This window comes from Paenibacillus spongiae (genome assembly GCF_024734895.1).
Lineage (GTDB): Bacteria > Bacillota > Bacilli > Paenibacillales > Paenibacillaceae > Paenibacillus_Z > Paenibacillus_Z spongiae.
Genome location: NZ_CP091430.1, coordinates 4,673,988 through 4,687,520, shown reverse-complemented (window position 1 = coordinate 4,687,520; position 13,533 = coordinate 4,673,988). Strand labels below are relative to the sequence as shown.

At 48.8% G+C, this 13,533-nt stretch carries 11 protein-coding genes and 1 riboswitch; of the genes, 6 read left to right on the top strand and 5 right to left on the bottom strand.

Annotated features, from left to right (window positions below; genetic code table 11):
• Positions 1–412 precede the first annotated feature (412 nt).
• Both L1F29_RS21225 and L1F29_RS21220 read left to right on the top strand, forming a co-directional pair.
• Positions 413–1,570 carry a glycosyltransferase family 4 protein gene (locus tag L1F29_RS21225; RefSeq protein ID WP_258384040.1) on the top strand — a complete coding sequence of 386 codons (1,158 nt, stop codon included), beginning with the start codon at positions 413–415 and terminating at the stop codon, positions 1,568–1,570.
• Positions 1,567–2,574: a phosphotransferase gene (locus L1F29_RS21220; protein ID WP_258384039.1), complete on the top strand. Its 1,008-nt coding sequence runs from the start codon at positions 1,567–1,569 to the stop codon at positions 2,572–2,574. Before L1F29_RS21225 ends, L1F29_RS21220 begins: the two co-directional genes overlap by 4 nt.
• 473 nt (positions 2,575–3,047) lie before the next feature.
• On the opposite strand, the gene L1F29_RS21215 is transcribed toward L1F29_RS21220, so the two are convergent.
• The 5 genes from L1F29_RS21215 to L1F29_RS21195 all read right to left on the bottom strand — a co-directional run bounded on the left by L1F29_RS21215 (position 3,048) and on the right by L1F29_RS21195 (position 8,715).
• Positions 3,048–4,565, bottom strand: coding sequence for a DUF1349 domain-containing protein (locus tag L1F29_RS21215; protein ID WP_258384038.1), 1,518 nt, complete (start codon positions 4,563–4,565; stop codon positions 3,048–3,050).
• A gap of 61 nt (positions 4,566–4,626) precedes the next feature.
• Positions 4,627–5,643: a HAMP domain-containing sensor histidine kinase gene (locus L1F29_RS21210; protein WP_258384037.1), complete on the bottom strand. Its 1,017-nt coding sequence runs from the start codon at positions 5,641–5,643 to the stop codon at positions 4,627–4,629.
• A gap of 64 nt (positions 5,644–5,707) precedes the next feature.
• Positions 5,708–6,406 (bottom strand): response regulator transcription factor, encoded by a 699-nt coding sequence (locus L1F29_RS21205; RefSeq protein ID WP_258384036.1) that lies wholly within the window; start codon positions 6,404–6,406, stop codon positions 5,708–5,710.
• 218 nt (positions 6,407–6,624) lie between these two features.
• Positions 6,625–8,004, bottom strand: coding sequence for a sensor histidine kinase (locus tag L1F29_RS21200; protein ID WP_258384035.1), 1,380 nt, complete (start codon positions 8,002–8,004; stop codon positions 6,625–6,627).
• Positions 8,005–8,019: 15 nt separating this feature from the next.
• Positions 8,020–8,715, bottom strand: a complete 696-nt coding sequence (locus tag L1F29_RS21195; RefSeq protein ID WP_258384034.1) for a response regulator transcription factor — start codon at positions 8,713–8,715, stop codon at positions 8,020–8,022.
• A gap of 168 nt (positions 8,716–8,883) precedes the next feature.
• On the opposite strand from L1F29_RS21195, the gene L1F29_RS21190 reads away from it, so the two are divergent.
• The 4 genes from L1F29_RS21190 to L1F29_RS21175 are packed head-to-tail and all read left to right on the top strand — an operon-like array spanning position 8,884 to position 13,226.
• Entirely contained in the window at positions 8,884–9,753 is an 870-nt protein-coding gene (locus L1F29_RS21190) for a carbohydrate ABC transporter permease (RefSeq protein WP_258384033.1), read from the top strand.
• Between the two features lie 51 nt (positions 9,754–9,804).
• Complete coding sequence (locus tag L1F29_RS21185; protein ID WP_258384032.1) at positions 9,805–10,662, top strand: carbohydrate ABC transporter permease; 858 nt, start codon at positions 9,805–9,807, stop codon at positions 10,660–10,662.
• Between the two features lie 45 nt (positions 10,663–10,707).
• The gene (locus tag L1F29_RS21180) at positions 10,708–11,862 is read left to right on the top strand and encodes an efflux RND transporter periplasmic adaptor subunit (protein WP_258384031.1); all 1,155 of its coding nucleotides are present in this window, start codon (positions 10,708–10,710) and stop codon (positions 11,860–11,862) included.
• Positions 11,863–11,879: 17 nt separating this feature from the next.
• Positions 11,880–13,226: an ABC transporter substrate-binding protein gene (locus L1F29_RS21175; protein ID WP_258384030.1), complete on the top strand. Its 1,347-nt coding sequence runs from the start codon at positions 11,880–11,882 to the stop codon at positions 13,224–13,226.
• Positions 13,227–13,412: 186 nt separating this feature from the next.
• Positions 13,413–13,512, top strand: a riboswitch (purine riboswitch).
• The last annotated feature ends 21 nt before the right edge of the window (positions 13,513–13,533 follow it).

Genomic DNA, 13,533 nt, shown 5'->3' with positions numbered 1-13,533 from the left:
CTTTTGTTCGTTTATGGGGGTTGTTTTCTAACATTCTTATAACATTGGTTTTATTTAATGTTTCGATGCGTAGGAGTACGGATTCCCGATGACCTTGAAGGGTCATTATTTTTTTTGTTCGAATACATATCCTCATCCTGATAAGAGTTTGTTTTAACTCTCCCCTCAGACTGACCAACTGAAGGCGGATGTCATCAATAATTACCAGGTTTATGCAACAAATCGGTTCAGATTTGCAAATATTATTGATCGTCTCTGTCTTCGTTTAGAAAGTGGCCAATTGCCGGAAAATCTTTAGATCAACTTATATAGTAACGGAGAAAAAGAATAAAAGTTATAGACCGTACCCCAATCTTAATAATCCCTTCATTCATACTTTACATTTATAAGAATGGATAGGGGAGGCCATATCGTGAAATTATCATCATCGCCATCCGTATGGGTAATGACGGCTGAGTTCGCCCCGTCAATTGTAGGCGGACTCGGTACAGTAGCTACGGAACTAGCGAAAGCCTTAATGAAACAAAACGTTAGAGTGAACGTCATTACCCAAAGCACTACCCATTCCGTCCATTTGACCCAAAACAAAGGACTGGCGACCGTCCGCATCCCTGCGAGTGCCAGGTATTATAATCATTCGTCTTCATCCTATAAGCCAGAATCTATTCAGCAGCTGAGTACACGGTTCTTCCCGCGAAAACCGGATGTTATTCACATTCATAGTCTCGAGTTTGAGAGAGCTGCAATATTATTAAAACGTAAGTATCATATCCCTATTGTATACACCTGTCATTCCTTAGTTTCTATGGAAGATGGAAGCAGCCTGCGCAGCATCAAAAGTCAGGCTTCACTCCTTCGCCATGCTGATCAAATCATCGTACCCAGCTACTGGCTCAAAAAAGAAATCCAAAAACGGTTCTACAGTGCAGCATCTAAAACGAAAGTGATTCCGAACGGCGTTCGGGTCGGTTCGAATGGCACGAGGGTCCCGCCCCATCGACTGATGTTTGTGGGCAGGCTTATCAGGGATAAAGGCATTGAACCATTAATTCGGTCAATTTCCATATTATCAGGGCAAAAAAAACAAATCCGCTTGACCGTTATCGGGAAAGCTTCGCTCAAATATCAGAAGCGTCTTAAAGCTATCGCGAAACAAATAGGCGTCTTATCCAACATCCGCTGGCTTGGATTTCTTCCGCATGGCCAGGTGCAGCGGATGTATTCTTCTCATGGCGCGGTCGTCGTGCCAAGTAAACTGGAATCGTTCGGCTTAGTGGCGCTTGAGGCGATGGCCAACGGAATCCCTCTAATTTCCACTCGTGCGGGCGGTTTGAAAGAATTTGTAAATCCACGGAATGCTCAGATTATTACAGCAGTCGATAGTAATGCGATCAGTCAGGCGATCGAAGCCGTTTGGAAAAACCCAGGTAAGACTAAGCAGCGACTCATCCAAGCCAAGCTTATGGTGAAACGATATTCTTGGCGGAGGATGGCAGCCGAATACAAGACATTATTTTTGCGGCTTCAAAGATCCGGCGTTCGTTCTTCAGTGAAGGAAAGAGTGAAATGAGTACACGGAAAAATGCGGCTCCCATAGCCAGGCGCTTCGGAATTCATCCGATTCGAATTATTCCCATCCAAAATGGGGTTTTTCGACTTGTTCTGCCTAATAACAAAGCATACGCGCTGAAGCGTATGCCTGTATCGTTGCAAAGATTGCGATGGATTGACCGGTCTTTGCTGGCGATTCGCAGCAAAGGGTTCAACCGGCTCGGTTGGCGCAGCGTTCATACGGAAGAGGGACGCCGCCTATTTGTACAAATGCATCGCGGCGGGTCTCTTTATGTTCTCGCTCCGTGGATTGCAGGGCGATGGCCTTCCGTTCAATCACCAGGCGATATGAGAAAGTGCGGCGCTGCTTTAGCGCGATTTCATCTCGCTGCGCGGGGATCTAGCCGATCTATATCAGGCGCTGCGAACATGGTCGGAAAATGGCCTGCTGAAATTCGCGCCCAGCATAGATTGATGTCTGGACTGATCAACAAGTCATCTCGTATCCATCCACTTTTGCAAAAGCATGGAATGGAAATCCTCGGTTATTCGAACTTAACTCAGCAGCTTCTGCGAAACCATAGTTATCAGAAAATATGCCGATCCGGGCGTCATTTAATTGTATTGTGCCACGGAGACGGCGGTCCGACCAATTTCATAATAAATAACAACGGTATGCATATCATTGATTTTGAAACGTTAAGAGTTGATCTGCGCGCATACGAGCTATATCGGATGATCTATAATTGTTGCAAAGACCATAGGTGGAATTTTTCAATTGCCGCTAATTTTCTTGACGGATATCAGCGAGTCAGCAAATTAGAACGAACAGACTATGCCATGCTCCGCGCTTTGCTGCGTTTTCCCAGGACGACGTATCTTCTGCTTCACCACTATCGTCATCAAAAAAATCGTAACCGTACGCTTCTTGAGAAAGAAATGCTGCGGGCGCTGGATGCTGAAAGAAGAATGACTTCCTTCATCAAGCAGCTGGATCGATATTCTCGCACCCAAATGATGTAGTTCAAAGCTCATATGCAATTCCTCGAACACTTTAACGAAAGTACGATGGATCGCTTAAAACCATTGCCAATACTAAGTTTTCGATCAAGTAATCTTATACTCTGAGGAAGCCAAGAAAAGTATTCTCAAGTTTCAGGTTCTAGTGTCAGCAATGACGTGGAGGTTCAAGTCCTCTCGACCGCACCATGCTCTTGAATGAAACTCTTCTGAAATTAAAGAAGGGTTTTTATTTTGTGCCAATGTAAATACACTTGGAGCAAAAAAATTTAGTTTAGCCCACAGAAGGCTGCGTTTTCTGAAACGTTCAGAGGAAATGAGAATTACGCTAAGCAAAAAAGAAAAGAACGATCAATACTGCCGAAACCCTTGATTTTATAAGGCATTTCGCGGTTTTTTGTTTTCCCTAAAGGGATATGTTTTTCACTTGGTTCCCAATCGTGCCTTCGATTAAATCAAAATTTGGCTGCTCTCGATCACTTCACACTCAGTTCCTGCCTCATTTCTTCTCTGCCGTGCAGCTTGAAGATGGCCAGACCGAGAGCTAGAGCACTGTAACCATAGAGCACAGCAAAGCCGGCCCATGGTGCTAACGGATAATAACCCGACTTCGGTATATAAGGACCGATAACATGTAGGTACTCCGGAATGCTCTGCTGGATCGCGAATCCGGCAGCCGGGGTAATCCGCAAGAGCCACTGAGACATGTCCACAGTGATGACGTTGGTAAACGTGAGGATCAGGGGGAGTACAACCAGCGAGCAGCTAACAATCGCTGCCAGAACACGACGCCGGAACAAGGCAGCAAGAGCGAGTGCGAATACAGCAGCAGCGGCGAGCAATGCAGCGGTACCCGCTATTACACGCAACTCGGTAAACAGAGTTACGGGAAGGGTTTGAATACCGTTTGAGAGAAGAATTGGTCTGCATAGTAGAACGGTAACGATGGCGGCAGCCAGCCCCACAACAAAAGTGACCGTACCCGTCACGACAGCCTTTGCTACCAGCACCCGGACTTGGTCTCGTCGAAATTCGGCGGTAGCAAACCGTACTGCTACGATAATCACTACGATCAGCCCAAACAACACACCGGTAAGGGAGCGCTCAATTCGCCAGCCACCATCATCACCAATCTGCGGTGCGATGTCACCAACTCCAGTCACTGTGAACCGCCCACCGGACTCCTCCACCCCGCCTGGGTGATGCGGCGTCTTCCCATCGGGTTCCATGGTGACGCCCACATCGACGCGGCTCCACGGGCCTTGGAGGTTGACCTGATCGAAGACTGCCGAAACCTCACTAAAGCGGACTACATACCCGTTATCGTTGAACCTGAGATCACCAGGTGAAGCGGCAAACATTCCGATCTGGACGGTGTCCGGCAGATCCATCTGAACCGTGCCGATCTTGATCCACTGTCCGCCATCAGAAGACTCGTAGCCGATCAGCGTATCCCCCTCGCGGGCGAGTCGCAGCCAGCGGGGGGAATTCTCCGAAACGTCGCCAGGCTGCCCAGCCGTGTCGTAGACGAAGTTGTGCTGCATGCGCACGCCATGCTCGGCGGTGGCCATAACCGCCACATAGGGCGCACCTTGGCGAACACCGTCTTTGATCATGACACCGGCCTTCGCCCATGGTACCATCCCAGGCACGGGCTCGCGGCCAGGCCCGATCGTTCCGGGAGCCGGAGGTTCCTTGATCCGGCCTGTCATCGAAGTCAGGCGTACCGTGATGCTGCCGTCTCCTGTCAGCGGCTGATGCACAAAGTAGAACTTATCGGTTACTGCTTCACCATTTGGCCCCTCCAGTAAGGGAGGAGGGTCACCCCCATTCGAACCGGTAATCGAGGGTAGCAGTCCAAACAAAATGATGAGCAGTGCCGCAATAACCATGCCGATCCTCAAGCTGCGTTTTTTTCGGAATATAGTCCACTCCGAATGCAATAACTGCGCAAAGCTGTCGACTTCAGTGTGTGCCTTGTTATTTATAACCATCGCTTACCTCCGTTGATTTTTGATATGATCATATGATATCTCGAGGGAGGTTAAATGACGGTTATTTTTTCGGCAGTACAACGGTTATTTTTGAAAAAACTCCGTATTCGCTTTTAACGAAAATTTTCCCGCTGTGTTTGTCGATGATGGTTTTTACAATGGATAATCCAAGTCCGCTGCCTCCCAATTCCCTTGAACGGGAGTTATCAATTCTATAGAATGGCTCGAAGATATTTTCATGTTCTTCCTCCGCAATTCCTATGCCGGTATCCTCGATATGGACGATCACAGAATCATCGCTCATGACTGCCGTAATCAAGACTTCTCCATCCATTTTATTATATTTCACAGCGTTCTGAACGAGATTAAAGAAAGCTCTTTGCAATAGCGCCTTATCACCTGAAAGCATAATGCCCGAGATGTTGTTTTCAATGTGGATGTTTTTATCGCCGCTGCTTTCCGATACAGCCTCAATAATATCGACAAACATCGCTTTCGCTTCAAAACGTTCATAATGGTCCGCATTCAACGTACTGTTCATCTTCAACAGGTCATATACCAGGAGACTCATTCTCTGCGCTTCCGCCAAGGTATCTTCCATAACCTCTCTGTACTCCAGAACGGTAGGATATTCTTCCATCTGCAAGACCTCAATGTTGGCAATGATGCTAGCGAGCGGCGTATTGAGCTCATGGGCGGCATTGGCCGCGAACCGCTTCTGATGATTGAATGATTTTTCCAATTTCATCATCATATGGTTGAAAGATGTTGCGAGCTGTGCCACTTCGTCATTCGTATCAAAGCCTGTAAGCGGCTGAAACAGCTTGTTTTCGTCGATATTCTTGATGCTTTCGCTTAAGTTTGCAACCGGTTTTAACGCTCTGCCGGACATGTAGTAGGAGGCGCCTGTACCTAGTGCAATCATGGCGACCATGTAAACGAAACTGGAAGCAATGAAATTATTTTGTTTTCCGGAAATAGGTTGTTCCGGCGTAACATGTAAACGGGAATTTACATCGGCATTGAAAAGGGGAGCCGGCACTGATTCAGAGTAGGTGATCACTTGAGAAAGTGTCAACAGAAAACAAACGCCTGCAAGCGTAAGCGCGGTTGATATCGTCAGCCTTAATCGCAGCGTAATCTTATTGAACCGTTTCATCTGCATACTCCTTCGTGAGCGAGTACCCGAAACCTCTCGTGTTTTTAATCAGTTCCTTATCGCCGATATAAGGTGCCAGCTTTTTTTTCAAAGAATTAAGCTGTACCTTGAAGGAATTGGAAAAAAGATCCGCCTTGTTCTCGTCCCATATATGCTCAATAAGTTCCTCGGTACCCACGATCCTGTCTTTATGCATAAAGAGGTATTCCAGGATGGAATATTCCTTTTTGGTTAGCTCAATCTTGTGATTTCTTACCGTGACGCTCCTAAGAGCAGTATCGATTTTGATATCGCCGTATGTAAGAATGGTATCTTTTTGAATAAAATCCCTTCGCAACAGCGAACGGATACGGGCATCCAGTTCTTTGAAATGAAACGGCTTTGCCAGATAATCATTGGCCCCGGTATCTAATCCGATAATTTTGTCTTCCACTGCCGCTCTTGCCGATAAAATCAAAATACGAAGCTCACGGTTCATGGATCGGATTCCCTTCAGGACCTCGATCCCGTCTATTTTCGGCAAATTCAAGTCGAGTACAACCGCATCATATGCATTTATTTCGACAAGCTCCAAAGCCTTTTCGCCATCGACGGCAGCGTCAACCGCATAACCATATTTTTTCAATCCATTGCACAGGGCTTTTCGCATGCGCGCTTCATCCTCTACAACTAAAACTCTCATAACCCCCACATCCTTCGTTTTACTAGTTTTACGAATTATTATACAGAAGAAGAAGTTAAATAAAGGTTAAATGATGATTGTAACAGAATGGGATGAGTCAATAGATGGCGAGGGTCCGGCTTTGCATCAAATTTGTCAATGGCAGGGAGCAGGGCTATTTTCACGATTTCCTGAATCGGGGATTCTATACCTTTAATCAGAAGCAGCCCGTTATCGCATCAATGCGGTAACGGGCCTTGTTCATTCAAGACCGGAAATTGCAGACTGAACAACGCGCCGCCGCCCGGCTGATTACGCGCCGTAATTCTTCCGCCGCAGCGCTCGACAATGGCGCGGGATATGGCCAAGCCCAGCCCTGTTTCACCGTTCTTCCCTTTGGAGAACCGCTCAAAAAGCTGCGGCAACAGCTGCTCGGAAATGCCATCCCCGTCGTCGGCAATCTCAATAGCGATATAATTGCCGTTCGCAGCTGCGTCGATTGTGATCGTATGCCGTGCATAACGCGCCGCGTTGCCTGCAACGTTGATTAACGCCTGCAATACTTTTCCACGGTCAACGTAAATCAACTGCTCGTTGGCATTTTCTGAGATGTTCACGTTAAGCTCATGTCCTTTTTTGACAAGTAACGGATTGATCCTTTCCACCGTTTCTTGAATCAAATCCGCAACCGAAACGCGATCCGGATGAAAGATGCCGTCCTCGCTCTCCAGCTTGGCTAGCAGAATCATTTCCGTTACGATTTTTTTCAATCGCTCGCATTCCTTCACGATGATATTCAGTCCGCGTTCTGCGCTTTCCCCGGTAAAGATACCGTCATTAATCCCCTCGGCATACCCTTGAATTGACATTAACGGCGTTTTCAACTCGTGAGAGGCATTCTGAAAAAACTGCTTCTGGGTGTGCTGGTACTTCTCCAGCTCCCCGGCGAGCTGATAGACGCTGCGCGCAACCTCCCCGATTTCGCCGCCCGACTTCACCAGCCGGACTTCGGAGAAGCGGCGGCGTTCCACCTTCTTCAGTTCTTTCCTCAGCTTCGCAAGCGGGTCTACGAGTCTTCGGGTTACGAACATGCTGAGCAGGAAAGCCATGATTCCGCCGGCGGTCAGGATGATCATCATGCGTTGAAATAAAGCAAGCTGTATCGACTTGACTTTGCTCAAGGGTGCAGCCATGACGGCGGTGAGGCCGCTTGCTTGCGCTTCTCCCTCTGCTGCCGTCAATGTTTCTACGATGTATTGACCGTCCTTCCCGTGCGAGATGCCCGTTGCCGGGTTAACTCGCTTCGCGATTTCGATCATTTCCGCCGCTTGCAGGGCAGGCAATGTACTGAACAGTACCCTATTGTCCGGCGCAATCAATAGGGCTTTCGTCGCTGGAGCGAGAGGAACCATATCCTGCATCGCCGGTTCTTCTAACCGCTGCGCAGGTACCGTGGGCTTGGCTAACGTTTGATTCAACAGCTCGCTCCCTTGTTCCCGCAGCTCCTTCCTCTGGCCTTCTACCAAGGTGTCCAGCATCAGCGGATAAATAACGGCGGCGGTTATCGCCAGCGTGCATAGAAGCAGCAGAGCGAATGATAAGTTTAGCCGGTGGATCATTCTCATCTTCATCACCTACATGCCGGTCCGAAGACGGTATCCATGCCCCCATACCGTTTCGAGCGGAAGTTCGTTTATTTTTCTGCGGAGCCGTTTGACCAGATCATCGATGGCCCGGTCACTGCCGAAATATTGGTCGCTCCAAACGAAGGTCAATAATTCGTCTCTTGAAAATGCTCGGTTCGGCTGCTCGGCTAACGTTTGAAGCAGCTTATATTCCTTCGCCGTCATCTCAATTTCGTCTTCGCGCCAGAATACGCGCCTTTCTTCCGTGTTCAGCCGCAGATGCCCTGCCTCAATCCGCGTTCCGGAGGGGGATGGATTCTCTTTCTCCTGCTGAATCGAACCGAGCCGATGGAACAAACGATTGACTCGCGCGACTAACTCCCGTGGGCTGAAGGGTTTGGTCATGTAATCGTCGCTTCCCAATTCCAATCCGAGTATTTTATCGACGTCCTCGTCACGTGCCGAAATCATAATAATGGGAACTTCCGCTTCTTTGCGGATCTGCCGGCATAATTCGAAGCCGTTCATGCCCGGCAGCATGATATCGAGTATCCACATATCCGGCGGCTGGCTCTTCCATAGCGCCCACGCTTCTTCCGCCGTAGACAGCTGAATCGTCCGATAGCCTTCTTTTTGCAAATAGGCTTCTACTATATCGCGAATTTGAGCGTCGTCGTCCACCACGGCGATTTGATAGGCATGCATAGGGAAACCTCCTTGTTTAACCTAATCATTGTAACAAAGATTTACCGCAGGCTCATTCCATACTTTTTCCACAGTTGCTCCAAAGTTTTGCCGGAGGTTGTCTGTACACTGGTAGATGTGATACCGGCAGCTGTCGCTATCATCGAATGATCACGGGAGGCTCTCATTATGAACATGCATCGATTGGCGCGCAGGGAGCTGCTGGTAGCGTTATGCTTTCTTGCTCCAAGCCTGGCGGGATTCTCTGTCTTCTACCTGATCCCCTTCGGCCAAAGTGTCCTGATTTCGTTTCAAGACCGGCTTGGAGGGGGAAGCATGACGCTGTCCAACTATAAGGAGCTGCTGCTCAGCTCCTCGTTCCAGCAAGCCGCGTCCAATACGTTCTGGTTTACGTTAATCAGCGTCCCTATTGTAGTGACGGTATCGCTCGCTGTCGCTCTTCTCTTGAACCGGCGGGTCTATCTCCGGAATTGGCTGCGCACCGCTTACGTTCTTCCGCTTGTCGTCCCAGTAGCCTCTATTGTTATGGTCTGGCAGATCCTGTTCGATTGGAACGGCGCATTCAACCTGGTGCTCGGATATTTCGGCATGGACCGCATCGACTGGATGAAATCGGATTGGGCGGGCTTTGTCATTATAATGATATACGTTTGGAAGAACATGGGTTATAACATCGTTCTGTTTCTGGCCGGACTTCAGAACATTCCGGAGCAGTATTATGAAATCGCGGATTTGGAAGGGGCCGGCCCTTGGCGCAGATTGTTTGGCATTACGCTGACGTATTTGACACCGACGACCTTTCTCGTCGTGCTGATGTCGGTCTTGAATTCGTTCAAGGTGTTCCGGGAAACGTATTTGGTCGCGGGGGCCTATCCACATGACCGCATTTATATGATGCAGCATTACATGAACAATATGTTTCTGTCACTTGACATTCAGAAGCTGTCGGCCGGTGCCGTGTTAATGGCGGTCAGTATTCTTGTGCTAGTTGCCGTATTGTTCCGTACGGAGCGAATATTCCGTTCTTTCATGGAATAACGGCTTTTTGCAGCTTTGTTTTGAAGAACCTGAGCCAAGGAGGTGGATAACATGAATAAACATTCGGGCATGGCGCTGCTTCGCACACTCCTGCTCATGGCTGTCGCGGCTGTAATCCTTACGCCTGTCATTTTGACAGTTGTCAATTCGGTTATGACCGAACGGGAAATCCTGGCTAACTATGGCATGTTGGGGAAGAGCGACACCAACGTATTCGTCACGATGAAATGGATTCCCGACTGGGTGTCCTTCCAGCAGTACGAGAAGGTGTTGGTTTCGACATCGATGTTTCTGCGCATGTTCTGGAATTCCGTATCGATGGTCGTTCCAATTATTCTGGGGCAGGCATTCGTAGCGACATTGGCGGCCTTCGCATTCGGCAAGCTGAGGTTTCCCGGCAGGGATTCGCTGTTCTTCCTATACTTGATCACCATGCTGATGCCGTTCCAAGTCACGCTCGTGCCCAATTACATCATGGCAGACTGGCTGGGCCTCTTGAATCATCCCGCTTCTATCATTCTGCCCGGCATATTTGGCGCTTTCGGCGTATTCCTGCTGCGTCAGTTTATGCTTCATATTCATTCGGCTTATATCGAAGCCGCGAAGATAGACGGCGCAGGCTATTTGCGTATTTTCATAACGGTGGCGCTGCCGATGGTCAAGCCGGGTATTGCCGCACTCGTCGTGCTGCTGTTTTCGGATTATTGGAATATGGTCGAGCAGCCGCTTATCTTCCTGCAGGATGCAGGAATGCAGCCGCTGTCCGTCTTTTTGTCCCGGATCCAGGAGGAACTGCTTGGCGTCTCCTTTGCCGCTTCCGTGGTTTACATGGTGCCGATGGTGCTCTTGTTTTTATACGCCGAAAATTATTTTATCGAAGGCATTCAACTTTCCGGCGTGAAGGGTTGATCTGTCGCCGCAGCAGCGGTGCAAGCAAGAAAGGGGAATAGAATGATGGCATCACGCCGACAACGTTTGGCAAGTATCCTGCTTATTGGTTTTTTTCTCGTATTGGCCGGGCTAACGTTATTCAGCAATACGATCCAAACTGCGATGCTGCCGAAAGTTACGACAGAGAAAGCATCGCAAAAAACGCTGTCCCATCGTATCGAAGGGAGCGGCATGATCGTCCCGCATGAACAAACCGATCTCATCAGCGAGAGCGGCTGGAAGGTTGTCAAGGTTCATGTCGGGCGTAATAAACAAGTAAAGAAAGGCCAAGTGCTGATCACGTTCGACGGATCGGAGGCGCAGCAGCAGCTTCTGGATGCCGAAGACGAGCTGAAGAAGCGGAATTTGAACCGGGAAACGCTGAAAGAGCAGTATATAGCAGCCAAGCAAGCCGGGGATGAGACGGCGATTCGCAAAGCGAAACGCGACTTGGAAACCGATCGGTTGGACCTTGAAATCGCGCAGCGAAAAATCGACCGCATGCGCAATGAGTTAGCCCGACACCGAACGTTGACGGCTCCATTTGACGGGAAAGTAACGGATATCAAGGCTGAGGAAGGGATGAACGTACCGGCGGAACAACAGGTGCTCACCGTCGTGAAAGCCGGAGAAAGCTATGAATTTCCCTTCACTGCGGACAAAGCTGCAGCCGCTTTGCTTCAGCTGGGCGAGAAGGTTGACGTCGTAATAAACGGAGACAGCAGGCAGCGGCACGAAGGGAAAATCTCCGAAATTACAGATACACCTTCGTCAGGCAGGGGCGGAGGAATCGATAGCCCGGGTGAAACCGGCGGATCGAAGAGCGGGAGTGAAGACTCAAGTGCTAACGGATCCCAAACAGTCGTTGTCTCCGTATCCGGCACCGGTCTCCAAGGAGGTGAGAAGGCCAGTTTCGCCTTAGAGAAGCAAGCAAAAGAGCAGGGGCTGGTGATCGGCAAGAAGCTGCTCAAGCATGATGGTACGGGGAATTATCTGTTCGTCATCCGCGAGAACAAAAGCTCGCTCGGCAATACATATACGGCACAAAAGGCGTATGTACAAACCGGGGAAGAAATCGGAGAAGAGATTATTATACTGGGGGGAATTTCCCCGCAGGAAGACATTATCGCAGAATCGAGTGAACCGCTGCAGGCCGGCAATCGGGTTCGATTCCAATGAGAAGGAGATGACCTAATTTGAAAAAGAGATGGATATTGCCGCTGATTGCGGCGATTGCATTAACGGTATCGGCTTGTTCGAGCAATGGAGATAAGAAGGACGCGGCGGACGGTAACGCATCTGCCCCGGGCAATAAGAAAACGGTGACGATTGCGGTTATGAGCGCCGACCGCTTCTTGCAAACGGCCGCGCAAAAATTCGAGGAGCTCCACCCGGATATTCATATCGAGATTAATGAATATATGGCGACCGAGACGAACGGAGACGGCATGTCTGCAGCCATATCGCAGGACGATATCGAGAAGTATATCCAGACCGTGACGACTCAAGCGCTTTCCGGTAAAGGATCCGATTTGATCAAAATGGACAATTTGCCTCAGGATAAATTTGCGAAGAACGGAATGCTTGTCAATTTGTATGATTGGATGGCGAAAGATTCCTCGTTCGATAAAACGAAATACTACGAGAATATTTTCAAAGCGTCGCAATCCGGGGACGGACTGTATGCCATGCCTTTCTTCTTCATGGTCAACTTGATCGAAGGGAATACCGAAACGTTAAACAAAGCGAACATCACGATCGACGACAAGACGTGGACATGGGATACGTTCAGAGATATTGCCAAGAAGCTGAAGGAAAAGACCGGCCCCGACTACGTCGCATTCGTCAATAAATCGCCTCAACAATTGCTTAGCGACCTTATCGAGAACAATTATGCGGAGCTTGTCCAGGGCGGCAAAGCGAATTTCGACTCGGACGCATTTCGTACGATGATGAAGCAAATCAAGACGCTGTATGACGAAGGAGTATTGAAAGACGAATTTACGTACGATTACACGAAAGGATTGTTCCGGGAAACCGGCATTTATAACCTGGAACAGGCATTAACCGATTCGCTTCGCGATCATATCCATTACTACAGTGCGCCGGGCGGATCCGGAGAAACGCAAGCCGGACCATTCAAATCGTTCTTCAATCTAGGCATGAACAGCAAGTCCAAGGTGCAGCAGGAAGCGTGGGAATTCGTCAAGTTTATGCTGTCCGATGAAATGCAAAGCTCCCCCGAATTGCAATTTATTCCGATGAATAAAGGCGTTGCCGAAAGCAAGCTGAAGGATGCCGCAGATCGCATCGTGAACGGCTCTCTTCCGGTTCCCAAAGGCAAAACGGACGCCAAATCAGTAGAGGAACGCACCCGCATGATCCAAGAGCTTCTGAACGGGGCGGGCAAAAAGCAGACAAGCGATTTTAAAGTCGTTTCGATCGCGATGGAAGAATTCGAATCGTATATGGGCGGACAAAAGTCGGCCGAGAATGTAAGCCAATTGATCCAAAATCGGGTGACGATTTATTTGAATGAATAGCCGTTAGCATAGAGAAGGTGGGTTCTTGCTAAAACCCGGTATGAAACACCATACGAATGAGGATGAATTTATAGTTGTCATTTGCCGGGCTTATTGACAATAAAAACTTGGTTGTCGGCAAAGGATACGGATACGATCCCTATTGACAATCACATGCGAACACTGCTATATTTCTGCTGTTGCTTATTCGATTTTATATCATACATTCGTATAACCTCGCGAACTCAGGGCGGGGGTCTCTACGGGAAGCCTTAACTTCCTTGCTACGAATATCGGATCGCATTTCGCGTTCCCGTATTCCATGCAA

What these genes read in the sequence shown, in the direction of transcription:
- L1F29_RS21200 (WP_258384035.1), bottom strand. Translation starts at nt 8,004, where the DNA reads ATGATCCACCGGCTAAACTTATCATTCGCTCTGCTGCTTCTATGCACG.
- L1F29_RS21180 (WP_258384031.1), top strand. Translation starts at nt 10,708, where the DNA reads ATGGCATCACGCCGACAACGTTTGGCAAGTATCCTGCTTATTGGTTTT.
- L1F29_RS21220 (WP_258384039.1), top strand. Translation starts at nt 1,567, where the DNA reads ATGAGTACACGGAAAAATGCGGCTCCCATAGCCAGGCGCTTCGGAATT.
- L1F29_RS21215 (WP_258384038.1), bottom strand. Translation starts at nt 4,565, where the DNA reads ATGGTTATAAATAACAAGGCACACACTGAAGTCGACAGCTTTGCGCAG.
- L1F29_RS21185 (WP_258384032.1), top strand. Translation starts at nt 9,805, where the DNA reads ATGAATAAACATTCGGGCATGGCGCTGCTTCGCACACTCCTGCTCATG.
- L1F29_RS21190 (WP_258384033.1), top strand. Translation starts at nt 8,884, where the DNA reads ATGAACATGCATCGATTGGCGCGCAGGGAGCTGCTGGTAGCGTTATGC.
- L1F29_RS21195 (WP_258384034.1), bottom strand. Translation starts at nt 8,715, where the DNA reads ATGCATGCCTATCAAATCGCCGTGGTGGACGACGACGCTCAAATTCGC.
- L1F29_RS21205 (WP_258384036.1), bottom strand. Translation starts at nt 6,406, where the DNA reads ATGAGAGTTTTAGTTGTAGAGGATGAAGCGCGCATGCGAAAAGCCCTG.